The organism is Chryseobacterium culicis (genome assembly GCF_900108365.1).
GTDB lineage: Bacteria > Bacteroidota > Bacteroidia > Flavobacteriales > Weeksellaceae > Chryseobacterium > Chryseobacterium culicis.
Genome location: NZ_FNWQ01000001.1, coordinates 1,340,607 through 1,367,097 on the forward strand (window position 1 = coordinate 1,340,607; position 26,491 = coordinate 1,367,097).

The window sequence follows — 26,491 nt, forward strand, 5'->3', positions numbered from 1 at the left end:
AAAAACTCAGTTGCGCCATTGAGTCGATAAGAAAGTTTAAAAACTATCGGACAAGAAGATAGATCCCGACCCCAATGGCAGTATAAGCCGTCACGGTAAGAATATCTGCGATAGGCTGTGAGAAGCGTTTTTCTGCAATTTTTTCGCTATTGATCTGGTTCTTATGGAACTTCAGGCTTGTTTTGGCATTGCGAACAGGATGGGCTACCAGGCTGTCGCTTTCCCATCGGTCAACAATTACTTTATAACTCTTACCATTGACTTCAATTTTAACATTCTTACCAGGGGCAAGCTTCTCCTGAACATTCACCGGAGCAGGTGCCTGTACTGCATTCAGATTTTGAGGTGCCGCTCCTGTATTGTTCATTTGCGGGGAAGCAGTATTGGCAAGAGCTGTATTGTTTTTAGGGTCTTGCTTATTGTTAGCCGCCGGATCTACAGGTTTTTTGACCTGATAGGTATAGCAGCTGGTAAGGGAACATAAGATAATGATAAGATAAAAATTCTTTCGCATGAACCAAATTTAAGAATTAAACGGAATATTTAAGAGTTTCTTTTGAAAGATGATGTTTTTTTTGAAATTTCTGGGGGAGTGTCTTGGTTTTGAAGCTATGAGAAATGGTTCTTTTAAAAATGCGCCGAAGTTGGAGACCTTAGAAGGTGGTTATTTTATTTTTGCTTTCAATATGTGTGATTTATAATACTAAAAACCACACGAAGGGATTCGTGTGGTAGCGGAAATATTTTTTATTTAATTACAACATATCCTTCAAAAGAAATTCTATTTACTGAAAGAATAACTGAATTATTAGTATCTTTAATTCCAACGTTTATCGGAATATAGCCACCATCATCATCTTTCTTGTAAACTTGAATTAAATGTTTTCCTGGTTCCTCTTTTTCAATTAGCATAATAAAAGTATCACCTGCATTAGTCCAGTGATCCTGTGTGAATTCATGTATCATAATTATTTTTTTAGTTCGAACCAAATATACAATTAGACTTAAAATCTTAATTACGGTTTTCCGTAATCGAGGTGTTGTAATCTCATTTATTTTTGCGATTAAAAGCTTATATGATACTAACCTTAATTAATATCTCATTTGGTATTGGTGAACTTTTTTCGACAACATTCTTAATCTTGATCATTTTATCATTTTGTGTTTATCTCTACAGAATTTCTAAATATGAAAAATATCAGAAATCTAGGTATGCAATTGCATGTTTTGCAATCATGTTAATGTTACATTTAGTACTTTTTCCTTTTTTATATACTTTAATGCTTAAAAATAATCCAGATAGCTTTGAATTTAAAACAGCTATTCATGATAATCGAAAACAATTGGTACTAAGTGAGTGGAACGACGATTCCAAAAATATTCCATATCAGATTAAATACCTTGAAAATATTAAACTCTCAAATTATTTGATATTAAATAAGACGTTAAAAGAATTAGAGCAATTAACTTTTACAAAGAATTATATAATACACGCAGATTATAGTCTCAATTTGCCTCATAGAAATAATGATTTTACTGCAACTATTTACATATTCGATAGAAAAGGTATTTTAAAAAAGAAGCTGTATGAAGGAGGAAGCCAAGCTGGGCTGGATTCTATGAAATTTGGAACGGTTATTACTCAAGATATTAACTATCTTAAGAATGAATTACACTATTACAAAGTTAAAAAAGCTGAATTAGATAAGAATAATTTTTGGACCTATGCAACATTACTTCCATATAGCATATCTTCAATATTCACAGGGAATATGTCTCCACTAACGCCACTGGCTAATATATTATACACTTTTCATTATATTATAATTTATTGCATTGGAATTGGGGTGTTCCTTCATTTTCTTATTAGAAATCTGGAATTGATTATTAGGAACCGAAAAGTTTGATCTAGATATTATTTGTACAAAGCTATATAGTCTGTCGATTCTAGAATTAATAAATAAAGTTTTTTTGAATTTCTCTTTTCAAAAAGCAGTTTGTATATTTAGTGTAAATTAATTTCCTTAAAAATAAATATTTAAAAATGGAATTACAAGAAGCTCGTAAAATAATTAGAGGTTCGGCATATACCACTTATCTCAATGAACTTGAGTATGAATTTGTATTGCCTCATTTAGATATTAAATTAAAATTTGTTGGATTAATTAATATTTTTAGATTCTTTAAAGAGCAAGATGAAGGTTGGAAGTTAAAAACATTAGATCCCTCCAATAATTATTTTAGTCATTCAACTAGCTTTTTTTCAACGGCATATACTTTTATTCAGAAATTTTTAAATGAATATATTTCTAATAATAATTATAGTGAGAGTAATTTACAAAGTACTTTTAAAAGTTACCTTCAAGCTTATTTATCTCCTAATCAGTATGTTTTCTTATCAGAATCTTCAGAAGTGGAATTTTTACTTAAATTGTTAGTAAAAGATGAACAAAAATTTCATGGTGGGTATAGATTTTTTACAGACCAAAGTATGGATTATAATTCGCGAAAAGGTATAGAAGGGTATATTCTTAGTTATGAATTTGCAAATCGGGAAAATTCTGTTTTATTTAACAGACGAGAATCCGAAAAGAGATACGTTAATGATATAAGAAACAAAATACAAAATGTAGAGGATGACTACAATAATAAGGTTATTTCGTTAGTACAAAAAATTGAGGAAGATTATAAAAATAATACTGATTTACAAAGTGAAAGTCAATCAAAATCACGTCAACTTCTTGCAGATTGGTTGCAATTTAAAAGAACTAGTTTTTTCGGTTTTTTAGATGCTACAAATACGGAGTTCAAAGCACTTTTTGAAAATTCCAAATCAGAGTTTAACAGTTTGCAAAATCAATATAGTGAATTGTTAAAATTGCAGGAACCTGTAAAATATTGGAAGGATAGAGCTAATGAACTTAATACTAAAGCCAATAGTATTCTGAAGGCAATTATGGGAGTTTCTTTATTATTTGCAATAATGGTTTATTTTTTACTATGGTTTACTCCTGAAGGTTTATTAGAGTCTTTTTTTGATGGTGACAAATACAAAGCATTTAGATGGTCTTTTGTATTTGTGATTTTTGTATCCATTTTTTTTGTCGTAATAAAAGCTTTACTGAAATATATGTTTAGTAATTATCATTTGGCTCGAGATGCAGAAGAGAGAGAAAAATTGACCTATTTGTATATTTCGATACGTAATAATTCAGAAGTTTCCGAAGAAGAAAAGAAAATTGTTTTTCAAGCATTATTTAGTCGATCAGATACAGGTTTATTAAAAGAAGATTCATCACCTACTATGCCAGGTATATCAAGTATAATCGAAAAAAATATAAAATAGATATAGAGAAGTGAAAATTGAAATTTGATGAGAGAAATGAGTATTTCTCGTCATGATTTATCAATTATATTGTGTTCGTATTTTATATTCCAACCATCTTAAAAAAGGTGGCAAGAGTTAAATTTCTGGCATGGCAAATTCGCATTATCGTAAGAAGGGCAATTTGATACTCTTTATCGTCTTTTATTCTTCGGACGGTCTTTTCATCTATGTTATGATCCACTGCAAATTTGCTGTTATTGTTCAGAGGGATAACCCATTCATCCCTTATAAATTCAACAATTTTTCTATTTGCTTCTGTCATAGAAACAAATAAATTACATATTCTTATAAAAATCTCGGACTCAAATCCGAATGTTTGGAATTTTTTATTACATTTATAAAAAAATACAAACACATGAAAAAAAGCAGAACACACTTGGACACCCGTTTTTGGGCAGTTGATAAGAAACGTTCAGGATTACAGCTGATGGAGACCTTCTTCCAGTTCAATGATCTGGCAGCGTCTAAAGAGATGCTAAACAGCATCATGAGTTATGCGGTAAAGAGAAATAACTGGATCAATGAAGATCCGTCTGAGATCTATCAGTTTCATCAGGCGGTACGGTCTTTTGTACGTGCCGGTTATCTTATCCATCTGAAGGAAAAGAAACAGGTTGCAAATGTTCATTTAGAGAATCCTTCTTCATGGGTTCTTGGCTTGCTTTCGGAGAAAGAATACCAAAATCCTCTGTTGGTTTTTAAAAAAGCATTCAAAGAATACAGCGTCAGGGAGTTTGATTATTTTATGTCCGGTATTGTCTATTTCTCCATGGGAATGTATGATCATCTGCCGGAAAGAAACATCGTGAATCCCTACATTCACCTGACCAAAATGCTGGATGCTGCCTACCTGATTCTTGAAAGGAGAAGGAAGAAGGAGTAAGGAGGCTGAGAGTGGGAAGTTGTTGAGTGGTTATGATGCAGAGTCTCTGCAAAACTGTGTTGTTTTAAACACAAAGACTGGCAAGTATGACCTTATCATTTTTAAGAGAGCAAAGAGCGGAATCAACGGGGATGATTTTTCTTTAGCACGCGCATAGCCATACAGCTTCATCAATGACTTTGTGCGGTCTTAGCTTTATTATCCACTAACAGATTGTATCCTGCGCTTTAGGGAATGAATACTAAAAAAGAGGCTCCGGAAGCCTCTTTTTATTATTTCATAATCTGCTGGTCAAACAGAAGATTGTCATCTTCATCAAAGCTGATGATCAGTACTTTAAACTGCTTTGCACTGTCATTATTAAAGAATTTGATTCTTGGCGGAACATAATCGCTGTCAAATAAATTAGGATTCCAGTACAGGGTTTCTCTGGTATCGCTCTCAATTTTCTGTGGGGCATCTTCATCTATCATTTCAATAGGAAATTCGGAAGGTCTGTCATATCCTTTGATGACGGCCGTATTGTTGCTATTGGTTTCTTTTTTGGTGCTTTTAGATTTCATATTGCCTTTCATTGTGTAGATGGCTACGGCATCACCTATTAATCCTGATCCTTTAATGATCTTTACCATTGCAATATTGTCTATAGGAAGGCTGGCGATCATGGTGGGATCAGTCTGTATTTCATCCAGAAACAGTTTAGCCAGCTGGCCACGGATGTAGGGTACGTTTACTCCGGAATTATTTCTCTGGAACGTTAACCCGGCAGCTCTTCCCTGCAGCCAGTCCAGAATGTTCATTGATCCTGCGGCGTGCTGGTCTTCATTAACAAAATCAAACACAGTAGCATTGACGGAGCTGAACATGCCGGTAGACAGCTGTTTGTCCAGTTCTTCTTTGGGATCTTTCTTTTTGCCTACCAGGGCAACTTCCTGAATCTGGATATCATTACTTTCCTTCTTTTTGATATTTTTCTGAGTATTGATAGCTTTTGCAATGGATGGAGGAAGCGTTTTGTTTTCACCTGATTTTACCAGTGTATATTTTGTGGCCGGAAAGTTTCCGGTGAATGGAGCAGGATTTACAAGAGGTTCCACTGTTACAAAAAGGTTATCACTGCTGGCATCTTTATCTTTTTCTGCGTTCACGAATAATGAAACGTTCAAAGGTTGGTCGGTGTTGATATTGTTCAGATACACATAGCCGTTCTGGTCGGTTTGAAACTGATTAATAACGGGATCTCCTTTACCGGCTCTCAGTACTAAATTTACTGTTGAGTTGACGAGTAAAGCATTGTTTTTTATAGGTTTTACCCGGTAGGAAAGAAAGGGCTGGGAAACGGTTTTAATAGCAGGGGCAGCGCCGCTAAGAACAGAATTCCAGTCAAATCTTTTCCACGTTTCCGAGATCAGAAGGGCATCTAAAGCCTCCGTATTGGCTGTTTTAGAAAAATACTGTGCGGGGCTGTCTATTTTTGAAGTAAAATCTCCTGTTAACCAGAGTGCACTCAGAATATTTTCTTCTTCCGGACTTTGTGTACCGTTATCTTCGCTCACCAAAACAGTATAATTTTTAAAATAGGACTCCGGAGAAAGATCAATGCTGTTGAAAGCCCGCGGAGTTGGTTTTAAGCTCTGACCAACTATTTCTGCCTTCTCAATTTTTAAATTACCGGGTCTTAAGAAGCAGAGCCTCTGGGCAACAAGATTATCCTGCTCATCAAAAACGGCCAGCTGAAAAACAGCGTTTGCGCCGTTGCTTACTTTGGTAGGTATAAGACTGGAGGCCTCATTGGTGAGATGATTGATATTAGCCCTGTAAGCAAGGTGATTATTGATAAATCCTACAATTTTATACCCCTGAAGCTGCTGTTTCAGATTTACACCTTTCAGCGTATATTTGATTCCTTCTTTGGAGCTGTTAACTTCTATGCTGAGACCGTTTTCAGAAGCCTGAGGAAGATCTATAGTCTGGCTTTTACCGGTATTATCCTGAATTACGGCCTGGTATTTCTTTCCTGATGCCGGAGTCATTTTAAACGAAGCCACATTTTTATCAAAAGACTTAAAGGTGGCGACAGGTGTTTTCGGATTTTGGGTATCAATAACCTTGCCGGACCAGCTTTCGGGAAAAGAAGTGCCGGCAGATACCCTTACGGCAACTTTTGCAGGCATTCCATTAATGAAGGTTCCGCCCTCAGGAAATGCTTTTGCAGACCAGTCGGAGCTTTTGGAAATTACCAGCGACTCTTTTGAATTAGGATTGTAAACCGGAAGTGCTTTTACGATCTGAAAATCTTCACTGAAATTGGTCATATAAGGGGTATAAGCCCTTACAAAATAAACCTGTTCAGGAAGGTCTTCTTTCAGCTGAAAATCTCCGCTGCCTTCCCCATTCGTAAGAAGTACGGTTTTCCAGTCTATTAATTTTTTATCAGAATTATACAGCTCAACAAATAAAGTGGTAGATAATGCAGAACGGTTATAGCCGTCAAATACAAAACTTTTAAACCATATTTTATCACCTGCTGCATATTGTGATTTGTCTGTCAGTAAGTATACTTTTTCCTGTTCGTAATGATCCTCAAGGTTGGTGATTGCTTTTTCCAGCTTAGTTTGTGCCATTACAGGCTGTATAGCGGAGAGGAGCAATACACAGAGCATATTTTTCATAGAAATCTTAGCGCATTTAATTCTCTGCTAATGTAATGAATTAAAGACTTCGAAAACTTATAATCATCTAAAATCCGGCGTATTTCTTTCAGATCTTAAAAAGTGGCAATTTCGGTGGAAAACTAAAGGTGATTTTTCCCGGAAAATGGTTCTGACAGAGCCGTTTTAACAAGGTGAAGCACTCGGAAATATTTGGAAATTGATCAATAAAGTAAAATGTGGTAGCATAAAATCGCTAATAAATACTATCTTTAATTATATGAATTGAAGAAGCTTACAGACTGACAGGAAGATATTTAATTGTCGGCAAGATAGTTGTATTCAATCAATCACCCAACCAAAATATAAACTATGAATGTACAGATAAAACAGGATTATCATCTTAATAATGATTATACGGACAGTTTCAGCTCAGATATTTTAAAAGGCCTGTCTGCCCATCCGAAGAAATTGTCTTCAAAATATTTTTACGATAAAACAGGCGACCGCCTTTTCCAGCAGATCATGGCCATGCCGGAATATTATCTTACCGATTGCGAACTGGATATATTCCAAAATAAAACAGAAGAACTCGCAAAAGCAATTTCCCATATCAATGAGTCCTTTGACCTGATAGAATTAGGAGCCGGAGATGCCATGAAATCATCTTATCTTCTTAAGAATCTGGTGGATAAAGGAACCGACTTTACTTATATGCCTATTGATATCTCAGGGAATATTCTTTCCGTCTTGCAGGAAAACCTGAATAAAAAACTTCCGGAACTGAAAATAGTACCGCTGGAAGGAGAGTATTTTGATATGCTTGATAAAGCAACAGCTCTTTCAAAAAGAAAAAAAGTAGTCCTTTTCTTAGGAGGAAATATAGGAAATATGGAAAACGAGGAAGCCAGACATTTCTGCAGTGAGGTCAAGAGAAAACTCAATCCCGGAGACCTGTTTCTTGTAGGTTTTGATCTTAAGAAAAATCCTAAGACCATCCTTGCCGCATATAATGATCCTGCGGGTATTACCGCATCATTCAATCTTAATCTTCTGACAAGGATTAACAGGGAGCTGAACGCTGATTTCAAATTGGAAAATTTCCAGCATTATCAGAATTATGATCCCATTTCAGGGGCCTGCAGAAGCTTTCTGGTAAGCCTTTGTGATCAGGAAGTTCATGTAGGAAGCCGCCTGTTTCATTTTAAAAGAGATGAGTGGATTGATATGGAAATTTCTCAGAAGTTTTCCGAGCAGGATATCAAAAAGCTGGCGGTAGATGCAGGCTTTCATATTCTTGTGGAAATCAGAGATGCTAAAAGCTGGTTTGTGGATTCTGTCTGGATGGTATAATTAAAACGATTTTTTATGAAAAAAGATGCATTGCTTGTAGAAGCAAACCCTCATAAGAACTGGCTTAAAAAGTATACTGAAATAAGGAACCATTCCGTTGAGATTTGCAGCCCTCTGGAAATTGAAGATTACGTGGTTCAGCCTATCGTAGATGTAAGCCCTCCGAAATGGCATTTGGGACATACCACGTGGTTTTTCGAAACTTTTATTTTACAGCCCAATTTTCCGGGATATGAAGTTTTTGATCCTCAGTATAATTTTGTATTCAACAGTTATTACGAAACCATAGGAGCCCGTGTTATCCGTACCGACAGGGGAAATCTAAGCCGTCCCTCCGTTTCAGAGGTTTTTAAATATCGTGAATATGTAGATCGGAAAATGAATGAATTTCTTCAGAACGGATATCTTACAGAATCCCTTGAACCATTATTGGAATTAGGTTTAAACCACGAACAGCAGCACCAGGAATTATTACTCACGGATATTAAATATATTTTGGGGCATAATCCTTTATTTCCCGCTTACAAAAAAGAACATATTGCAAAAAAAGAAAATACCGAAGCCCCGGAAATACTCCGTTTTTCAGAAGGAATCTATGAAATTGGTTTTAACGGTGAAGGTTTCTGCTTTGATAATGAGCTTGGAAGACACAAAGTGTATCTGAATGATTTTACAATAAGCAGCCAGCTGGTAACCAATAAAGAATATCTGGAATTTGTAGAAGCCGGCGGTTACGAAGATTTCCGGCACTGGCACGCAGAAGGTTGGGATTGGGTAAAGCAGAACAGTGCGAGATCCCCGTTATATTGGCATTTCATTGATGGAAAATGGATGAATTATACATTAAACGGCCTGCATGAAATTGATTTGGAAGAATCTCTATGCCACATTAATTTTTTCGAAGCTTCCGCTTTTGCTTCATGGAAAGGAAAACGCCTGCCCACCGAAGCTGAATGGGAAGCGGCATCAGAACATTTTGAATGGGGAAAACGATGGGAATGGACCAATTCTGCCTATCTTCCTTATCCGGGATTTAAAAAAGAAGCGGGTGCTGTAGGTGAGTATAACGGAAAATTTATGGTAAATCAAATGGTGCTTCGTGGTGCTTCAGCAGCCACTCCGCCAGGGCACAGCCGAAATACCTACCGCAATTTTTTCCAGACGCATTTGCAGTGGCAGTTTACAGGAATCCGACTTGCACAATAATTTGCCTATGATTACAGTTGAATCGGTTTCAAAAAGTTTTAACGGAAAAAAAGCTGTTGACGGTATTTCATTTCAGGCCGGTGATAAGGAAATTCTGGTGCTGTTGGGAACAAGCGGCTGCGGAAAAACGACCATGCTGAAAATGATTAACCGCCTTATAGAAGCAGATTCCGGAAATATTCTGATTGACGGAAGAAACATTAAATCCCAAAAACCGGAAGAGCTTAGAATGGGAATTGGTTTTGTTATGCAGCACTCCGGATTATTTCCACATTACACCATTCAGCAGAATATTGCAGTGATTCCCGATTTATTAAAATGGAACAAAAATAAGACAAAAGACAGAACACTTGAGCTGTTACATAAACTTCATCTTTCAGAAGATGTGCTTACCCGCTTCCCCAACGAATTAAGCGGCGGCCAGCAGCAAAGGGTAGGAATTGCAAGAGCATTGATTGCAGATTCACCGGTTTTGCTGATGGACGAACCCTTCGGTGCATTGGATACGATCACCAAAGCTGATATTCATGCAGAATTTACATCTTTGGAAGAACTTAAAAATAAAACCATCATTCTGGTCACTCATGATGTACAGGAGGCATTTGATCTGGGTCATAAGATTTGTATGATGGACAAAGGTAAAATTATGCAGACCGGGACTCCAAAAGAAATTCTGTACCAGCCGGAAAATGATTTTGTTAAAGATTTCTTTGCTCAAAACCGGCTGCTGCTGGAATATAAAGTAACCACATTGAAAGATGTAGCAGCTTTCATTGATGGTAACCGTTTCTATGAAGATCTTCATTTTTCAGAAGATGCCGGCATTTGGAATGTTATGCAGCAGTTGAGTACAGACGGCTCGCTTTCCGCAGATTATGAAACTCTGGTTAAAGCATTTAACGAATACCGAAAATTCCAGACTGTATGAGTGAACAGAGCTTTTGGCAATTTATCACAGAGCAGCATGAAAAATTACTGGTTCAGGCTGTACAGCATCTTGGCCTTACATTTTTATCTTTGTTTCTGGCCATCATGATCGGGTTACCATTAGGAATTTTAATAGCCCGAAAAAGAAAGCTGTCAGGTTCTGTTTTAGGTATTGCGGGCATTTTACAGACCATTCCCAGCATAGCTTTGCTCGGTTTTATGATTCCTGTTTTCGGAATCGGCGCAACTCCGGCTATTGTTGCATTGCTCATCTACGCCCTTTTACCCATTATAAGAAACACCTACACCGGAATTACCGAAGTAGATCCGGCGGTAACTGAAGCTGCAAAAGCAATGGGAATGAACAGGAAGCAGATGCTTTTCAAAGTAGAACTTCCTTTAGCCATGCCTGTCATTATTGCAGGCATCAGAACAGCGGCAGTGATCAATGTTGGTGTTGCAACCTTAGCATCATTTGTGGCTGCAGGAGGTTTGGGAGAGTTTATTTTTGGCGGAATTTCCCTCAACAGTACGAATATGATTCTGGCCGGAGCCATTCCCGCAGCAGTATTGGCCGTTCTTTTGGATCAGACTATTGCTGTTTTACAGAAGTTAAGCTATCGTTCGGTAAATAAAATAATATACAGTATTCCTGTTATATTAATCATCATTGGAGGGGTCTATCTTTTGGGTTCCGCTTCGGATCATAAGCTTAAAGCTGGTTTTACCCCGGAGTTCATGGGACGGCAGGACGGTGATCTGGGACTTAGATCCGTATATGGTCTTAACGTACATCCTCTGGTGGTAAGCGATGCTATTATGTACAAAGCAGCTTATGAAAAAGAGCTTGATCTGATCAGCGGATATTCTACAGATGGCAGAATCAAGGCTTTTGATCTCTATGTTCTGAATGATGATAAGAAGATTTTTCCTCCTTATTTTGCCGCTCCCATTATCAAGACAAAAACCCTGGAAAAATTTCCTGAATTAGAAAAAACATTGAACCTTTTATCTGGAAAATTCAATGATTCCCTAATGACAGACCTTAACTATAAAGCGGATTATCTGAAACAGACTCCCGAGAAAATCGCCAGAGGTTTTCTAATGAACATGAATTTATATAAAAACCCGCGCAAAGGAAATTCCCAGACGATAAAAATCGGATCGAAAATTTTTGGCGAACAATACATTCTTGCCGAAATTTACAGAATGCTCATTGAAGGCTATACAGACTACAGGGTAGAAACAAAAACCGGGCTCGGGGGAACGAAAATCTGCTTTGATGCTCTTATGAATGATGCGATAGATTTTTATCCCGAATATACTGGAACCGGACTTTTGGTCTTACTGAAACCATCTGCAAAAACAATAGAAGAAGTGTCTAAGAGCCCTGAAAAAACATTCGAGTACGTTAATACGGAGTTCCGGAAACAATACGGAATCCAATGGCTGAAACCACTCGGATTTAATAACGCCTATGCCTTGATGATGCGGAGAAAGCAGGCTCAGGAGCTTACAATTAAAAATATTTCAGATCTGAAAAATTATCTGGATTCAAAATAATCTATCCACCAATGAAATACAATTTCGACGAAATCATAGAAAGAAGAGGAACACATTCCGTAAAATGGGATTGGGCAAAAGAAGATATATTGCCCATGTGGGTTGCTGATATGGATTTTAAAACAGCGCCGGAAGTGATAGAAGCGATCTCTAAAAAAGTCTCACACGGTATTTTCGGTTACGGCACCATTCCCGATGCTTTTTATCAGTCGGTGATCCATTGGTGGAAAACAGAGCATGATTTTATTATAGAAAAGGACTGGATGTTACCTGCCACGGGAATGCTTCCATCACTGTCGGCAGTCGTCCGTACTTTTGTGAAACCCGATGAAAATATTATTTTGCAAACTCCTGTTTATAATCATTTTTTTACCATTTTAGAAAATTATGGAGGACATATCGTCTGCAATGAATTGAAATATGCAGACGGGGATTACAGTATTGATTTTGACGATCTGGAAAGGAAAGCTGCTGATCCGAAAACAAAGCTGCTGCTGTTTTGTAATCCTCATAATCCTGTTGGCAAAGTCTGGAAAAGAGAAGATCTGGAAAAGATAGCGGATATCTGTTCACGAAATAAAGTAATGGTGGTTTCTGATGAAATTCATTCTGATTTAGTTTTTAATAGCCACCGGCATATTCCATTTGTTTCAGTAGCGCAGCGCTATGATCTTGAATCGGTAACCTGTGGTTCTCCGTGTAAGACCTTTAATTTTTCAGGTTTACCTATATCATATCTTATTTCTCCGAACAAAAATTTATTACAGCAAATTCATAAGACTTTAGAGCTTCAGGAAAACAGTTATCCTAATCCAATTGCAGCAGAAGCCATGATTGCAGCCTATACCAAAGGACACAGTTGGCTGGATTCGCTTAAACACTATCTGTATGAAAACTTTCTGTTTCTGAGAAACTACTGCAATGAACATCTGCCCGCAATTAAAGTGGTTCCTTTGGAGGCCACCTATCTTGTTTGGCTGGATTGCACCTTGTTTGGTAAAAGTTCTGATGAACTGTCAAAGATTCTTCTCATGGAAGGTAAAGTCTGGCTCAATTCAGGAACGATGTATGGAAGTAATGGAGAAGGTTTCCTGAGAATCAATATCGGCTGCCCGAGACAGCTTCTGAATGAAGGCCTTGAACGGTTGAAAAAAGCTTTGCAGGAGTGAAATTCCAACACTGAAATTGCTATATAATTCAATTGGAAAGCTATTATAAATTTAGAAAGACGATGCTTAGCTTATATTTCGAAAGGTAGTAAGTATTAAGGTTACCCATCTCTGAGAGATGGATCAGTTTAAAGTATAAAAAAGTATTCCCGTAGAAATTCTGTAAAATAATTGATTTTGCAGAATTTTATGTCAGTTGGAAGGAAGCAATTGATGATATCAACTTGGACTTTCTGGCACAATAAACTTGGACTTTCCAACAAAACATGCCATTGCTTTTTCAGGCGATCTTTGCAATATAAATTCAAAGAAAATGAAAAATTTAAATGGTAAAACAGAAGTCCTTGTAACGGGCGGTTCCGGGTTCATCGCTGTTCATTGTATCATAAAATTACTTGAACAAGGGTATAAGGTAAGAACAACACTTCGTTCTCTTAACAGACAGGATGAGGTGAAAGATATGCTGAGAAAAGGAGGGATAGACGCATTTGAAGACCTCTCCTTTATGCAGGCTGACCTATCAAAAGATAACAATTGGGATAAGGCTGTGCAGGGGTGCACCTATGTTCTGCATATAGCATCTCCAACCCCCATTGTGAATTATAAGCACGAAGACGAAATGATCGTCCCTGCAAAAGAAGGTGTGCTAAGGGTTTTGAGAGCTGCGAGGGCAGCCCGTGTTAAGAGAGTAGTTCTCACATCTGCTTACGGAGCAGTAGGGATGGGAAATATAAATCGTACAACACCTTATACTGAAAAAGACTGGTCAAATCTTAAGGCCAATCTTCATCCTTATCAAAAATCAAAAACAATTGCAGAAAAAACGGCGTGGGAGTTTATCAGTAATGAGGGAGCCGGTCTTGAGCTTTCAACGGTTAATCCTGTGGCCGTAATGGGGCCGGTTCTCGGTACAGATTATTCCCATTCCAATCAGGTAGTGAAGAAAATGCTGGAAGGAGAGATCGGAGCATGTCCAAAAGTATACTGCTGCCATGTGGATGTACGTGATGTTGCTGATCTCCATCTCCTTGCTATGACACATCCGAATGCCAATGGTGAGAGATTTCTGGCTACCACCGGTAATGCTTTGTCAATGCTGGATGTTGCTAACATATTGAAAAAAAATCTAGGGGAGACGGCAGCGAAGGTTCCTACCAGAGAGCTGCCCAATTGGATCGTCAGAACAGCCGCGATATTCAATCCATCATTACGCATGCTGGCTACGCTGCTGGGTAAATATGCAGAAACGAGTGGGGATAAAGCGAAGCAGTTACTAAAGTGGTCACCCCGTTCTAGTGAAGAAGCAGTAATGGCTACAGCAAATTCAATGTTAAAGCTAGGTCTGATAAAAAAATAAGAAATAATAAATTCCAGCTGGCATGCGTGTTGAAAATCTTATTTTTACGCAGCAACTGGTAAAGCAATAATTATTACATTTATCATATGAAAGAATCAAGTATTGCTTCCTGTTATATGAGTCCTTCTCCCGGTACGGAGCAGTTTATCCCAGACCATTGCTTTATGTATCTGGTCTCGGGCTCAATGCTTGTTTATGATGGACATAAGGAATATCAAATCGATTCCGGAGATTACGGCATAGGCAGAAGAAATCACCTTGCTAAATACATCAAACAGCCGGAGGATAAGCCTTTCAAAAAGATATTCATTTTGTTCGGGCAGGATTTTCTAAAGAATTTTAAGGATTTGTACGGGTTTACTGCTGAAGAAACAAAAGCAGCAGGTGCTATCATTCCATTGGCTAAAGATAAGCTGGTTAAAAATTTTATGGATTCGATAATTCCTTATTTTAATGAAGATGGAATAATGGAAGAACAGTTCTTAGATGTCAAGAGGACCGAACTGCTGCTCGTGCTCCTGAAGGTAAATCCAGAACTTGCCAATGTCTTTTTTGATTTTGCGAGTCCCGAAAAAATAAACCTTGAGGAGTTTATGAACCGCAATTACACGTTCAATGTGAGTATAGAACGGTTTGCCTATCTGACGGGAAGGAGCCTTTCCGCTTTCAAACGTGACTTTGAAAAAATATTTCATGCCACTCCAAGGCAGTGGCTTGTGCAGAAACGATTGGAAGAAGCGTATTATCTTATCGACAAAAAAGGCAAAAAGCCTTCTGAGATCTATCTCGATCTTGGTTTTGAAAATTTTTCCCATTTCTCTTTTGCATTTAAAAAAATGTTCGGACATCCGCCAACTCATTTGGCCGGAAAGCCTAAGAGCAGCCGCTGACCTTTTGAAAACATTAATTTGGACTTTTTACAACAATACGATAAGGGATTTTTTCAGAAATTTGTATAAGAAACAATGGATAAAGATTCAGAAGGAAACAGGTTTGTAACCCGATGAAGTTCAGATCTATAAAAGGCGTGGTAATAATTCCGGAGACCTTATTTTCCGGATTGTGGCAATCTATAGAAAAATTTTAATGAAATGGGTAAAGTGTACTCATTGGAAGTGAATTTTCAGCAGTAGAGACGAATTAAAATTTGAGATGAAATGAAAATTACAGATTTGACTAACTGTCCGGTAGAACCAATGATCTCCCCCGAGCATTTTTTAATGGATCATACATTTCTGTTTCTGGTCAAGGGATCAATGAGAGGCTTTGATGGAAAAACAAATGTTTTGCTCAGGAACGGCGAATGCTGTATGGTTGTCAGAAATCAGCTGCAACGCCACAGCAAGATTCCCGTTAATGGAGAGTTTGAAAAAATTATTATGCCCTTCAGTCAGGAATTTCTCAAAGAATTTAGTGAAAAATATAAATATGATGCCAGCTTTAAAAATAAAAACAGATCAGCATTTATTTGCCTGCCTAAAAAAGGACTGCTGGAAAATTATTTACAATCACTGATTCCTTATTACAGGGGAAAGAGTGAAATTGAAAGTAAATATCTGCGCATCAAGAGTGAGGAGCTACTTCTCGTACTTCTGGAGGTAAAGCCTGAATTAGCGATGATACTTTTCGATTTTGGTGATCCGGAAAAAATAGATCTCCTGACTTTTATGCAGAAGAATTACAAGTTCAATGTCTCTTTAGAATACCTTGCATTTCTTTCGGGCAGAAGTCTTTCAACATTTAAAAGGGATTTTAAGCTGCTGTATAACCAGACACCTTCTCGCTGGCTCGTTCAACGACGCCTTGAAGAAGCTCATTTTCTCCTGGAAAACAAAAGAAGAAGACCGGGTGCTCTGTATCTTGAGCTGGGATTTGAAAATTTTTCACATTTTACCCAGTGTTTTAAAAAAAAGTATGGTTACACGCCTTCCTCGCTTGCAGAATCAGGAAGAATGGTCTCCAATGAAACAGAAAAACCCAAAAGTTAAGTTGAAATAGCAGAATTAACGATGAAAAAGACAGAAAAACTAGAAGAATTCAGCCAAAGATCTACCAAAAGGGTACAAGATATGGTTGGTGAGCCCAAAATAGAACATTTCGGTATCTTTACAAGAGATAACTGCCCCTTAACTTCTGCTTATGGCCGTAGAAATTTTTACAAGGTAGCGCTTGTGCTTGATCCCGGTAAACTATTTTATGCAGACCGATGGGTAGATATTGATAGACCTGCGCTGCAATTTTCAAATCCGATGATTCCCTATGCGTGGGAAAATGAAGTTGAGGACCGCAAAGGGTGGTTCTGTCTGTTCAATGAAGAATTTCTGTACCAGGGAGAGCGCAGCGGAACACTAAAACAAAATCCCTTCTTTAAGGCCGGAGGTTTGCCTGTTTTCTTTCTGGAGAGCAAAGAAGAACTGCTCATCACCGGCATATTTCAGAATATGTTGGAAGAATTTAATTCAGATTATACTTATAAATATGATGTACTGCGCAATTACCTGCATATTGTAATGCATCAGGCTATTAAACTGAAGCCTTCAGAAGATTACAGACAGTATGGTAATTCTGCTTCACGCATGACTTCTCTTTTTCTGGAGCTCCTTGACAGGCAGTTTCCCGTTGATCCCGCTATTGGTTTGGTTTTAAGATCAGCACAGGATTATGCCGAAAATCTGTCTGTTCATGTGAATTCACTGAACCGGGCCCTGAAAGATATCACCGGAAAGACCACTTCGGAATATATTAATCATAGGATTATACAGGAAGCTGTTTATCTGTTGAAACAAAATCAATTCAATATTTCTGAAATCGCTTACATGCTGGGATTTCAGGAACCGAATAATTTTACCAGCTATTTTAAAAAGCATACCGGTACATCACCCAGTTCTGTCAGAAACTCTTAAGCCAAAGGTTTTTGAGCATTGGTTTGATATGCATAGGTATTTGTTTGAAGCCAATAGGTGATCTGTTTTTTCATGTTCATAAATTTGTATGGGCAATATTTAAATATCGGCCGAATTAGTTATAAAAAATTAAGACAACTGGCCATACCGGTAAATTTATAGAAAGATAAATACTATGAATACTTTATTGAAAACAATAATGATAATGCTATTGAGCATGATCTCTTTAAAAAGCAATGCGCAAATTATGAATCAGAATAAGCTGGAGAAACAGTATACCAATAAAGATTTTTACAAGAACGGCATCTTTCAGAAAGATGTAGCCAAACAGGCTGTTAAAGAAGTTATTTTGAGCCATGGTGAGCTTTATACTGATAAAATAGACAGCGAGATATGGATAAGTGACTTTGGGTTAGGTGATTTTGAGCATGTAGGACTGGCAAGTGTTACCTGGTTTAATGATCCCCTTTATGACTATTTTGCGATGACTATGTACCTATTGCCCAATCAGATGATCCCTGAGCATATTCATCGGGCTATAATGGAAGCGCCAAAGAAACCAGCAAAATATGAAAGCTGGAAAGTAATCAGAGGCTGGATTTACAATTTTTCGGAAGTTGGTGATCCTACACCAGATCCTCCTTTGATTCCCGCTTCATTTGGATCGGTTAAAAGTAAGAATTTTGCCATTATAAAGGCAGGAGATACCTCGGCCCTGAAGAAAGTGGAAACCTGGCATTTTATGATGGCAGGCCCTCAGGGGGCAATTGTTGACGAATACGGTGTTCACCATGACCGTAGAGGCTGGTTCAGCTCTAATCCTAAAGCGCACCCAACTAAATAAGCTGGTCTTAATTTTTTAATCTGAGACTTCAAGCTGCACATTTATACCTTTAAAGAGGCAAATTAAAAAATAATAGTAAAATTGAATAATATGAAATGGATTCCAAAAGATAATCGCTACGAAAAAATGCTGTATAACCGCACCGGTAATAGTGGACTTTTACTGCCAGCCATATCAATGGGGCTGTGGCATAACTTTGGTGATGATACCCCTCATAAAAATAAAGTTGATATCTGTACAACAGCATTTGATCTGGGTATAACGCATTTTGATCTGGCCAATAATTACGGGCCAAAGCCGGGAAGTGCCGAGATCGCATTTGGGAAAATACTAAAGGAAGAGTTCTCAGGACTGCGGGATGAACTCATTATTTCTTCTAAGGCAGGATATTATATGTGGCCAGGCCCATACGGTGAATGGGGCAGCAAAAAATATATTATCGCCAGCTGCGATCAGTCTCTTAAAAGAATGGGAGTTGATTATGTTGATATTTTTTATTCTCACCGTTACGATCCCAATACACCATTGGAAGAAACCATGATGGCACTGGATCAGCTGGTTCGTTCAGGAAAAGCACTTTATGTAGGGATTTCATCTTACAATTCTCAGCGTACGAAGGAGGCTTATGAAATTCTCAAAGCTTTGGGTACACCATTCATTATCCATCAGCCCAGCTATTCCATGCTGAATCGTTGGATCGAGAAGGACGGATTATTAGAAACTCTGGACGATTTAAAATTAGGATCCATCGTATTTTCGCCTTTAGCGCAGGGAATGCTGACCAATAAATATCTGAACGATATTCCGGAGGACAGCAGAGCTTCTCAGGGCAAATCTTTACAGCAGGGATTTCTGACTGAAGAGAATCTCCAAAATATCAGGGAGCTGAATGCAATCGCTATGAAACGCGGTCAGACCTTAGCTCAGATGGCTATTGCCTGGACATTAAAACAAGGAAGGGTTACTTCCGCACTGATCGGAGCAAGCAAACCACAACAGGTTATTGATTGTGTTGGTGCTTTGGATAATCTTGAATTTACGATGGATGAATTAAAACAAATCGATCTTTTTGCTAAAGACGGAGGCATAAATCTATGGCAGCAGTCTTCGGAAAATGCATAAAAGCAATTAACTGTCCACAAAAGTATAACCCTGAGGGTGTTCAAAATAGATAAAAGGAATCATTAAGGTTCCTTTTTTTGTTTAAATACTGCACAAAATCTTATCACTTTCAGTGGTGTTTTACGTTTTTGATAAAGCTGAACAGTACCCGTTCAGCCTCAAATAAAATTTCCTGTACCCTTACCTGTTTGATATTCATAGATTTCTGTTTGATGTGAATATAGAACATGCATGGCAGTCAATCTAACTTTGTAGTATAAATTTTAAGAATATGAAATACAAAGATTTAGATCGGAAAATGGTATCTGAAACAAGAAAGTTCCTGATGCTGTTTTTCGTGATTTGCATCGGAAATTTTTCCTTTTCCCAATCAGCTTCTCAATCGAAGAGTCCTGGTGAGAAGAAATTAAAAGTTCTGGTTACCGGCCATCTGGGCTATGTTGGAAGTGCTTTTGTTAAGGCTTTTGGAAACAAGTATGATATTGTGGGCTATGATCTTCTTGAAGGCGATGATATTCTTGATTATGATCAATTGAAGAGAAGAATGAAGGGGGTAGATGTGGTTGTTCATGAAGCCGCAATACCTGCTCCTGTTCCGGGTAAAAATTTCAATGATTATTTCAGGACCAATGTGGAAGGTACGGCTAATGTTGCCCGGGCGGCTTATGAAAGCGGAGTTAAAAGGCTAATATACGCCAGTTCCACTACTATTTACGGAATAGAAGGAGGAATTCCGTTTTCCTATCCCATTAGTGAAGGACAGTCTTTTGTTTCTCAGTATTTGAAAGCTGATGATCTGCATACACGTGATATCGACTTATCCTATCATATGAGTAAAGTTATGGCTGAACAGATCATAGCGTGGTACGGACTGAACAAAAAAATGGAAACCATTGCTTTACGCTACGGGCCGATTGATAAAGTCAATATGGGAACACACGTAAGTTTGGAGAATGTTGTGCAGGCAACGGATCTGGCTGTCAGCAGTAAAGATAAATTTTGGTATGAGGCTTTTAGTATCGTTGATGGTGATGTTGACTTTATTGATATTTCAAAGGCGAGAAAAATGCTTCTATACGATCCAAAACCGGCCCAATATAACAGGGAACAGATTATTGCACCTTTTCAGGATCGTTTAAAACTTGGCCATTAAGAATGAAACTATAAGTTTAATTGTGGAATTATTGATCTGGGGCAGAAAATTCATATGCAGCAAGGGATATCATGATCATTTACAATTTACACTAATCCTACTAGATCTTATCAGAAAATATAAATATAAAACATAACAATGACTTCAAGACGTGAATTTTTAAAGAAAACAGGGCAAGGTGTGATACTTGCCGGAGCAGCTGCAATGCTGCCGGGCATCGCAACGGCAGAAGGCCTATTAACAGATACACACGCTGACCTTTCGGGCTACAATCCAAAATTTAAGCTGCAGCACACATTCGGGATGGGAGGAGTGCCCTTTGGAAACGAATTTGAAATGATTCCTGAACGTCAGGCTTACGAAACGCTGGAAGCAGCATGGAATAGTGGCGTGAGGTATTATGATGTAGCTCCGTTTTACGGATTAGGACTTGCTGAACGCAGGTACGGTATGTTTTTACACAATCAGAACAGAGCAGATTATGTAATCAGCACGAAGGTAGGAAGACTGCTGAAAGCATCTAAACATATTGACGACCGCACATTATATCCTATGAGTCATTCACCTAATAATGTTACTTATGACTATTCCGGGCCGGCAGTCAGAAGATCTATTGAAGACAGTTTACAGCGTCTTGGAATTGACAGTATAGATATTGTTTATGTTCACGACGTTGCTCCGGATAATAAATGGCTGAACGGGCGATGGCTTGAGCATTTTGAAGTCGCAACAAAAGGGGCTTTTCCTGAATTGGAAAAGATGAAAGAAGAAGGATTGATAAAGGCTTGGGGAGTGGGTGTAAATACACCGGATCCCATACTGAAGGTCATGCAGGTTGCACAGCCGGATATTATATTACTGGCTTCCCAATACTCTCTTATTGACCACAAAAATGCATTAAATACTCTATTTCCTGAGGTACGTAAAAATAATGTCAGCCTTGTAATGGGAACAAATCTTAATGCCGGTTTTTTATCAGGAAGCAACCGTTATAATTACGGTGGAGGGGTAATTCCTCCTGAATATCTTAAAAAAAGAGAAGAACTTAGAGCTGTTGCAAAAGCACATCATGTAGACCTCAGAACAGCAGCGCTTCAGTTTGCTTCTTTTCCGGATGTAGCAGCAGCTATTATTCCGGGGGTGAAGAGTCCCAACCAGATCAGGGAAGATTACGAGTCTATGCATGTTAAGATTCCTGCAGCATTTTGGGAAGAACTGAAAAACAAAAAATTAATAGAACCTAATGCACCGACCAGCAAAGGATAATATATATTAACAAATCAATGAAAAATAAAAAGGACGCTTAAAGTTCACGAATTGAATGATAAAAATTCTTTTCATTGAAAAATGGTGTATGCGTCAGACATGCACTTTGGAAATAGAGAGTAAAATAATTGATCGCAGTTAATGTACATGTTTAAAGTCAAAAAGCATTGTTTTTTGTAATTAATTTGCTGTAGGATGTTCTAATATGGTATGAGGCAGCCAACTTGGCTGCCTCATACATTTTTTTACAAAAAATAAGTTATGTACCTGTTATTTTGATAAAAGTGTTATGATCTGTTTACTCATTTCTACACCGACCGGACGATGGCCGGCTTCCAGTGCCACGACTGCTACGGAAGCGTTCAACTGAGGAATATAAATAGCATCAGTACCCAAACCGCCACCGTGGTTATACCCTAAATAGCCCGCATACTTAATCTTACGCACTCCAAGGCAATAGTTGATCTCCAAATTTGGCGGCACATCAGTTGTCATTTGATAAAGAATATTTTTGTTTTTGATGAGGGAGCCATTAAAAAGCTGCTGAAAGAACAGCGCTATTTCTTTAACGTTGGTTACGATTCCGCCACCGCCATATAAGTCCCATGATGGATCCAGATTGTAAGTATCCCATCCAAATTCATCCCAATACTGGTGCGCCTGTTCAGGGGTGTTTCTGCCTGCTTTTTCAAATTTAGCAAAGCGGGTAATTTGCAGTCCGTTCTTGTTGTAGCTGAGCAGCTTTCTGATGGAAAGATAGTAGGGACGATGGGTGATATTTTCAATAATTTCGGTAAGTAACACAAAGTTGATATCCGCATATTTAAAACCTTCACCTGGCTGTGCAAGTGGTTTTCCAAGTTGTGCTGCCCTGGCGATCTGTTCGTCGCGTGTCCATGCATATTGGGGATGTTCACCGATAAATTTGAAATAGCCTGCATCTACATAATCCCTGATGCCTGAGGTATGAGAAAGCAGGTGTTTTATGGTTATGCGGGATGTATCATAACCTGCCTGGCTAAGTTCTTTTTCAGACCGGGGGCTCAGATATTTTTTGATAGGGTAATCTATAGTAAGTTTTCCTTTTTCCGCAAGCCTCAATAGAGCTGCCGCAATATAGGGCTTGGTGGTACTGGCTATCAATACCGGCTGATCCACTTTTAGTGTCTGTTGAGTATCTCTGTTGTTGTAGCCCGTAGCGTAACCAAAAGAAAGTTTTTGATCCGGTGCTTCAACATAGAGTGCAAACCCAACAGCTTTGGGATTGGCAGCGTAAGTGGAATCAGCAATCTTTTTAATTTTTTGCTGCAGATTTTGTGCATACGAATGTGAGGCTGCAAGAATAATCAGAAGTATGACTTTAAAATTTTTAACAGTGTTCATTATATTATTTTACTATTTTTTGGAGCGGTTTATGTGCAATAACGGGAAATAACATTTACTTATCTATTTTACTTCCTGCATGTGGTAAAGCTGTTTTTACGGTTGATAGTGAGTCTAATTATGCCGTTCTCGGAATTGCAGCGGTGTCAGACCGGTTTTGTTTTTGAAAAGTTTGTTAAATGACTGCGGATACTCAAACCCCAGCTCAAAAGCAATTTCAGCTGCAGTAAGGTCTGATAAGGACAGCTTTTGTTTGGCAATTTCGATCAGTTTTGCGTGGATATGCTGCTGGGTATTCATCCCAGTCATGCTCCTTAGAAGATCACTAAGATAACCATACGATACATTTAGCTTGGCTGAAAAATAACCGACTGACGGAATCCCTCTCTGCACGGATTCTCCTTCTTCATAATACTTGTTGAGGAGCATTTCAAAGCGCTCTGTTAAAGGGCTGTTTATAGCCTTTCTGGTGATAAACTGCCTCTTATAATAGCGGTTGCTGTAATTAAGCAGCACTTCCAGATATGAGAGGATGAGTTCCTGACTTGTATCGTCTATTACCGTTTCAATTTCTTCCCGGATATTCTCAAAAATATGAAGTATTTTATTCCTTTCCTTTTCCGAAAGATGAAGGGCTTCGTTAATATTGTAGCCAAAAAATCCGAATTTTGTTATTAACCTCGAAAGAGGATGGCCGGCAAAAAAATCAGGATGAACGAAGAGGCTGCGTCCGCTGCAGATGTCATCATCAATGACGGAAAGAGCCTGCCCCGGAGCTACAAATAATAATCCTCCTTCATCAAAGTCATAGTGCCCCTGTCCATATTTCAATTTGCCCTTTAGGTTACTTTTATAGGACACCATGTAAAAGTCGTGAACAAGATATTTTACTTTCGATTCCGGAGCAATGTCAGCATGATTGACAGAAACAATAAGGGGATGCAGAGGGCTGGAAACGCCCAGCCCTCTGCATAAATCAGTAATTGACTTAAAATAATGCACTTCTTTCTTTTTAACCGATTTATCGATCATGAGTTGATTGTAAAATTTTTATTTAGGTGAATTGATCATTTAAATTTAGCCAATTTTAACAGCTGACACAACTTATGAATACGGATGTTTTTATTTGATTCATCTTATATCCTAAACCCGAAGAAGCCCATGATATCAAATATAGTTTTCATGGATCTGCTTATTTCGGCAGGAAAATAGTGTTGGTAAATGCCTGATATTTCTCTTCAGAAGTATTTCTTCGTGCATCCAGAATAGGCTTGATGTCGTCAGTAGGAGAATAGCGTAAACGGTCCGTTCCATCAGTAGCAGCTTCAAAAATGGCATGCACTACTTTTTCTACTGCATCAGCATCTGCTGTTCCCTGCATTCCATTATAAACTTTGCCAATTTGTTCTAAAAAAGGAAGATAATCCCCGATCTGCTGTATGGCTAAGCCCTCATCACCCATACGGCTCATAAAGCTGGTTTGCGGTGCTCCTCCGGGTTCAATAATTTTTGCAGCAATACCTAATGATGCCAGTTCATACCTCAGTCCTTCTGTCCATCCCTCCAATGCAAATTTCGATGCACTGTAAATCGAAGCCATAGGGAAGCCAATAGCACCTGCACCGGAGCTGATATTGATAATGATCCCGGATCTTTTGGAGCGGAAATGTGGTAAAATGGCTCTTGTTACATCCATAGCCCCAAATACATTCACATCAAATTGTGCCTGTACAGCTTCGCGGGATGCACCTTCAAAAATTCCGAACAGGCCATATCCTGCATTATTTACCACTACATCAATATTTCCGAACTGATTTATTCCCTCTTCGATTGCTTTATCAATAGAATTTTTGTCCTGAACATCCAACTGGCTGATAAGGATATTTTCTGACTTTCCGATATTTTGATCTTTACGGGTATCCCTCATTGTGGCAATAACATTCCAGCCCTGAGCCGCGAAATAATTTGCAGTTGCGGCGCCAAAGCCTGATGATGTTCCCGTAATTAATACTGTTTTTTTCATTTCTGTTATTTAATTTGTTTAATATTTTTGACATTGCAAATATCTAACGTATTTCAAATCACGAGTAAACCAGATTAAGGGATTGATGATCCAAAATGAGGATTATGTTTTTTTCCGGAAATGCTTCAATCGGCGAATTAGCTATCGTTACACTGCAGTGCTACCTGTTGCAAGCCCTGACAATACTTTACCATAAGTACATTATCGCAGCCGGTGTACATTAATAATGTAAAAACATTATCAGACCAAGACGCTTTAACAGTACAGGTTTGCAATAAAGCTGGAAATCCGGTAAGGTACCGTAGAGGCAGGAAAGGCGAGTCCAATAACTGCAGAGGACAAAGGAGGTCTTCGCCAAGATAAGGGCCATGGAGCTGCAAATGTATTATTTAGCTCTGAAATTCATATGTTCTTTTTCAACTGTGAAAGACATATTCTCTGCCAGAGTTGTCTCTCCATAGATCTGTTCGATGCCCTCTTTATTTTCAAACCGGATATGTCCATTATTGAATCCTTCGTTCATTTCAGCCATTAGTTTGGCTGCTGCATCGGTAAGGCCGAATTGTCTGTAAGTAGATTGATACTGTTCACTCGGAATAACCTTCACACTGATCTGCTTTTCAAATAGGGTACTCAATACGGAGGCAACGTCTTCCGCAGAATATACATCAGGACCACTAAGCTCTATCATGCGGTGCCCCTGTAATTCCTGCTGCATCAGCAAGGATGCAAGATGACCAATGTCTTTTGCCGCAACCATCGGAAGTTTTAGATCGGCAGGATTTATAAAACTGTAAAAAAAGCCCTTAGAAGCAGCTTGTTTTATGCTTTCCCCGAAATTCTCCATAAACCAGCCTGCCCTTATACCTACCGTTGGGATATCCAGTAATCTTAATTTTTGTTCCATATCATAAAATTTAAGAATAGCCCCAGTACCATTACGCAGATGTCCGCCAATGGAAGATAAATAAACAATTTTTCTGATTGAAGACTGCTGTACTGCTGCTGCTATGTTATCCAGCATTTTCAAATGCTCACCAATTGGATCTTCGAGGTCAAAGGCCGGCGGCGTCATCACAAATAAGGTGTCCGTATCCTTTAATGCGGTGGCCAGACTGTCATAATCTAACAGGTCTGCTAAAGCAACCTTTGCTCCTTTTTCCTGCCATTGAGCTGCTTTGGTGGGATTCCTGAGAATTGCCTGTACTGCTAATCCCTTATTTAATAGTTCTGTGGCAACGATGCTGCCTACATGCCCGGAGGCACCTATCACTGTATACATTATGTTTTACTATTTGAT

Annotated in this window: 24 protein-coding genes; 16 read left to right on the plus strand and 8 right to left on the minus strand. The window is 38.3% G+C overall.

What is annotated here, in order from left to right; genetic code table 11:
* Nucleotides 1-43: 43 nt before the first annotated feature.
* Both BLW74_RS05895 and BLW74_RS05900 read right to left on the minus strand, forming a co-directional pair.
* Complete coding sequence (locus BLW74_RS05895; RefSeq protein ID WP_089690488.1) at nt 44-514, minus strand: hypothetical protein; 471 nt, start codon at nt 512-514, stop codon at nt 44-46.
* Between the two features lie 233 nt (nt 515-747).
* Nucleotides 748-966 (minus strand): hypothetical protein, encoded by a 219-nt coding sequence (locus tag BLW74_RS05900; RefSeq protein ID WP_089690489.1) that lies wholly within the window; start codon nt 964-966, stop codon nt 748-750.
* 110 nt (nt 967-1,076) lie between these two features.
* Here BLW74_RS05900 and BLW74_RS05905 point away from each other — a divergent pair, with 110 nt between their 5' ends.
* On the plus strand, nt 1,077-1,907 hold the full coding sequence (locus tag BLW74_RS05905) for a hypothetical protein (protein ID WP_139265706.1): 831 nt from the start codon (nt 1,077-1,079) through the stop codon (nt 1,905-1,907).
* Nucleotides 1,908-2,044: 137 nt separating this feature from the next.
* A complete protein-coding gene (locus BLW74_RS05910; protein ID WP_089690491.1) occupies nt 2,045-3,346 on the plus strand; it encodes a DUF6161 domain-containing protein in 1,302 nt (433 codons plus the stop codon).
* Nucleotides 3,347-3,428: 82 nt separating this feature from the next.
* On the opposite strand, the gene BLW74_RS05915 is transcribed toward BLW74_RS05910, so the two are convergent.
* Entirely contained in the window at nt 3,429-3,650 is a 222-nt protein-coding gene (locus BLW74_RS05915) for a hypothetical protein (protein ID WP_089690715.1), read from the minus strand.
* A gap of 93 nt (nt 3,651-3,743) precedes the next feature.
* On the opposite strand from BLW74_RS05915, the gene BLW74_RS05920 reads away from it, so the two are divergent.
* Nucleotides 3,744-4,271, plus strand: a complete 528-nt coding sequence (locus BLW74_RS05920) for a hypothetical protein (protein WP_089690492.1) — start codon at nt 3,744-3,746, stop codon at nt 4,269-4,271.
* Between the two features lie 272 nt (nt 4,272-4,543).
* Here BLW74_RS05920 and BLW74_RS05925 read toward each other — a convergent pair whose 3' ends face one another.
* The gene (locus BLW74_RS05925; RefSeq protein ID WP_089690493.1) at nt 4,544-6,943 is read right to left on the minus strand and encodes a hypothetical protein; all 2,400 of its coding nucleotides are present in this window, start codon (nt 6,941-6,943) and stop codon (nt 4,544-4,546) included.
* Between the two features lie 351 nt (nt 6,944-7,294).
* On the opposite strand from BLW74_RS05925, the gene egtD reads away from it, so the two are divergent.
* The 13 genes from egtD to BLW74_RS05990 all read left to right on the plus strand — a co-directional run bounded on the left by egtD (nt 7,295) and on the right by BLW74_RS05990 (nt 21,785).
* Nucleotides 7,295-8,275 carry an L-histidine N(alpha)-methyltransferase gene (gene egtD / locus BLW74_RS05930; protein WP_089690494.1) on the plus strand — a complete coding sequence of 327 codons (981 nt, stop codon included), beginning with the start codon at nt 7,295-7,297 and terminating at the stop codon, nt 8,273-8,275.
* Between the two features lie 15 nt (nt 8,276-8,290).
* Nucleotides 8,291-9,481, plus strand: a complete 1,191-nt coding sequence (egtB, locus tag BLW74_RS05935) for an ergothioneine biosynthesis protein EgtB (protein ID WP_089690495.1) — start codon at nt 8,291-8,293, stop codon at nt 9,479-9,481.
* Between the two features lie 7 nt (nt 9,482-9,488).
* Nucleotides 9,489-10,409, plus strand: a complete 921-nt coding sequence (locus BLW74_RS05940) for an ABC transporter ATP-binding protein (RefSeq protein WP_089690717.1) — start codon at nt 9,489-9,491, stop codon at nt 10,407-10,409.
* Complete coding sequence (locus tag BLW74_RS05945) at nt 10,406-11,971, plus strand: ABC transporter permease/substrate-binding protein (RefSeq protein WP_089690496.1); 1,566 nt, start codon at nt 10,406-10,408, stop codon at nt 11,969-11,971. Before BLW74_RS05940 ends, BLW74_RS05945 begins: the two co-directional genes overlap by 4 nt.
* Before the next feature lie 11 nt (nt 11,972-11,982).
* Nucleotides 11,983-13,140 carry a MalY/PatB family protein gene (locus BLW74_RS05950; protein ID WP_089690497.1) on the plus strand — a complete coding sequence of 386 codons (1,158 nt, stop codon included), beginning with the start codon at nt 11,983-11,985 and terminating at the stop codon, nt 13,138-13,140.
* Between the two features lie 313 nt (nt 13,141-13,453).
* Nucleotides 13,454-14,497 (plus strand): SDR family oxidoreductase, encoded by a 1,044-nt coding sequence (locus tag BLW74_RS05955; protein ID WP_089690498.1) that lies wholly within the window; start codon nt 13,454-13,456, stop codon nt 14,495-14,497.
* An 86-nt stretch (nt 14,498-14,583) separates the two neighbouring features.
* Entirely contained in the window at nt 14,584-15,387 is an 804-nt protein-coding gene (locus BLW74_RS05960; RefSeq protein ID WP_089690499.1) for a helix-turn-helix domain-containing protein, read from the plus strand.
* A 267-nt stretch (nt 15,388-15,654) separates the two neighbouring features.
* The gene (locus BLW74_RS05965) at nt 15,655-16,485 is read left to right on the plus strand and encodes a helix-turn-helix domain-containing protein (protein WP_089690500.1); all 831 of its coding nucleotides are present in this window, start codon (nt 15,655-15,657) and stop codon (nt 16,483-16,485) included.
* Nucleotides 16,486-16,506: 21 nt separating this feature from the next.
* Entirely contained in the window at nt 16,507-17,400 is an 894-nt protein-coding gene (locus BLW74_RS05970; protein ID WP_089690501.1) for a helix-turn-helix domain-containing protein, read from the plus strand.
* Nucleotides 17,401-17,647: 247 nt separating this feature from the next.
* Complete coding sequence (locus tag BLW74_RS05975) at nt 17,648-18,244, plus strand: cupin domain-containing protein (protein ID WP_089690718.1); 597 nt, start codon at nt 17,648-17,650, stop codon at nt 18,242-18,244.
* Between the two features lie 90 nt (nt 18,245-18,334).
* Nucleotides 18,335-19,366 carry an L-glyceraldehyde 3-phosphate reductase gene (gene mgrA / locus BLW74_RS05980; protein ID WP_089690502.1) on the plus strand — a complete coding sequence of 344 codons (1,032 nt, stop codon included), beginning with the start codon at nt 18,335-18,337 and terminating at the stop codon, nt 19,364-19,366.
* A gap of 271 nt (nt 19,367-19,637) precedes the next feature.
* Nucleotides 19,638-20,519: an NAD-dependent epimerase/dehydratase family protein gene (locus BLW74_RS05985; protein WP_089690503.1), complete on the plus strand. Its 882-nt coding sequence runs from the start codon at nt 19,638-19,640 to the stop codon at nt 20,517-20,519.
* Between the two features lie 138 nt (nt 20,520-20,657).
* A complete protein-coding gene (locus BLW74_RS05990; protein WP_089690504.1) occupies nt 20,658-21,785 on the plus strand; it encodes an aldo/keto reductase in 1,128 nt (375 codons plus the stop codon).
* Nucleotides 21,786-22,055: 270 nt separating this feature from the next.
* Here BLW74_RS05990 and BLW74_RS05995 read toward each other — a convergent pair whose 3' ends face one another.
* The 4 genes from BLW74_RS05995 to BLW74_RS06010 all read right to left on the minus strand — a co-directional run bounded on the left by BLW74_RS05995 (nt 22,056) and on the right by BLW74_RS06010 (nt 26,473).
* Nucleotides 22,056-23,168: a serine hydrolase domain-containing protein gene (locus BLW74_RS05995; protein WP_089690505.1), complete on the minus strand. Its 1,113-nt coding sequence runs from the start codon at nt 23,166-23,168 to the stop codon at nt 22,056-22,058.
* Nucleotides 23,169-23,282: 114 nt separating this feature from the next.
* On the minus strand, nt 23,283-24,200 hold the full coding sequence (locus BLW74_RS06000; RefSeq protein WP_089690506.1) for a helix-turn-helix domain-containing protein: 918 nt from the start codon (nt 24,198-24,200) through the stop codon (nt 23,283-23,285).
* A gap of 160 nt (nt 24,201-24,360) precedes the next feature.
* The gene (locus BLW74_RS06005) at nt 24,361-25,191 is read right to left on the minus strand and encodes an SDR family oxidoreductase (RefSeq protein ID WP_089690507.1); all 831 of its coding nucleotides are present in this window, start codon (nt 25,189-25,191) and stop codon (nt 24,361-24,363) included.
* A gap of 385 nt (nt 25,192-25,576) precedes the next feature.
* Nucleotides 25,577-26,473 (minus strand): NmrA family NAD(P)-binding protein, encoded by an 897-nt coding sequence (locus BLW74_RS06010; RefSeq protein ID WP_089690508.1) that lies wholly within the window; start codon nt 26,471-26,473, stop codon nt 25,577-25,579.
* Between the last annotated feature and the right edge of the window lie 18 nt (nt 26,474-26,491).

Excerpts from the sequence above, each read along its gene's own strand:
- BLW74_RS05895 (WP_089690488.1), bottom strand. The coding sequence starts at position 514 with ATGCGAAAGAATTTTTATCTTATCATTATCTTATGTTCCCTTACCAGC.
- BLW74_RS05900 (WP_089690489.1), bottom strand. The coding sequence starts at position 966 with ATGATACATGAATTCACACAGGATCACTGGACTAATGCAGGTGATACT.
- BLW74_RS05905 (WP_139265706.1), top strand. The coding sequence starts at position 1,077 with ATGATACTAACCTTAATTAATATCTCATTTGGTATTGGTGAACTTTTT.
- BLW74_RS05910 (WP_089690491.1), top strand. The coding sequence starts at position 2,045 with ATGGAATTACAAGAAGCTCGTAAAATAATTAGAGGTTCGGCATATACC.
- BLW74_RS05915 (WP_089690715.1), bottom strand. The coding sequence starts at position 3,650 with ATGACAGAAGCAAATAGAAAAATTGTTGAATTTATAAGGGATGAATGG.
- BLW74_RS05920 (WP_089690492.1), top strand. The coding sequence starts at position 3,744 with ATGAAAAAAAGCAGAACACACTTGGACACCCGTTTTTGGGCAGTTGAT.
- BLW74_RS05925 (WP_089690493.1), bottom strand. The coding sequence starts at position 6,943 with ATGAAAAATATGCTCTGTGTATTGCTCCTCTCCGCTATACAGCCTGTA.
- egtD (WP_089690494.1), top strand. The coding sequence starts at position 7,295 with ATGAATGTACAGATAAAACAGGATTATCATCTTAATAATGATTATACG.
- egtB (WP_089690495.1), top strand. The coding sequence starts at position 8,291 with ATGAAAAAAGATGCATTGCTTGTAGAAGCAAACCCTCATAAGAACTGG.
- BLW74_RS05940 (WP_089690717.1), top strand. The coding sequence starts at position 9,489 with ATGATTACAGTTGAATCGGTTTCAAAAAGTTTTAACGGAAAAAAAGCT.
- BLW74_RS05945 (WP_089690496.1), top strand. The coding sequence starts at position 10,406 with ATGAGTGAACAGAGCTTTTGGCAATTTATCACAGAGCAGCATGAAAAA.
- BLW74_RS05950 (WP_089690497.1), top strand. The coding sequence starts at position 11,983 with ATGAAATACAATTTCGACGAAATCATAGAAAGAAGAGGAACACATTCC.
- BLW74_RS05955 (WP_089690498.1), top strand. The coding sequence starts at position 13,454 with ATGAAAAATTTAAATGGTAAAACAGAAGTCCTTGTAACGGGCGGTTCC.
- BLW74_RS05960 (WP_089690499.1), top strand. The coding sequence starts at position 14,584 with ATGAAAGAATCAAGTATTGCTTCCTGTTATATGAGTCCTTCTCCCGGT.
- BLW74_RS05965 (WP_089690500.1), top strand. The coding sequence starts at position 15,655 with ATGAAAATTACAGATTTGACTAACTGTCCGGTAGAACCAATGATCTCC.
- BLW74_RS05970 (WP_089690501.1), top strand. The coding sequence starts at position 16,507 with ATGAAAAAGACAGAAAAACTAGAAGAATTCAGCCAAAGATCTACCAAA.
- BLW74_RS05975 (WP_089690718.1), top strand. The coding sequence starts at position 17,648 with ATGAATCAGAATAAGCTGGAGAAACAGTATACCAATAAAGATTTTTAC.
- mgrA (WP_089690502.1), top strand. The coding sequence starts at position 18,335 with ATGAAATGGATTCCAAAAGATAATCGCTACGAAAAAATGCTGTATAAC.
- BLW74_RS05985 (WP_089690503.1), top strand. The coding sequence starts at position 19,638 with ATGAAATACAAAGATTTAGATCGGAAAATGGTATCTGAAACAAGAAAG.
- BLW74_RS05990 (WP_089690504.1), top strand. The coding sequence starts at position 20,658 with ATGACTTCAAGACGTGAATTTTTAAAGAAAACAGGGCAAGGTGTGATA.
- BLW74_RS05995 (WP_089690505.1), bottom strand. The coding sequence starts at position 23,168 with ATGAACACTGTTAAAAATTTTAAAGTCATACTTCTGATTATTCTTGCA.
- BLW74_RS06000 (WP_089690506.1), bottom strand. The coding sequence starts at position 24,200 with ATGATCGATAAATCGGTTAAAAAGAAAGAAGTGCATTATTTTAAGTCA.
- BLW74_RS06005 (WP_089690507.1), bottom strand. The coding sequence starts at position 25,191 with ATGAAAAAAACAGTATTAATTACGGGAACATCATCAGGCTTTGGCGCC.
- BLW74_RS06010 (WP_089690508.1), bottom strand. The coding sequence starts at position 26,473 with ATGTATACAGTGATAGGTGCCTCCGGGCATGTAGGCAGCATCGTTGCC.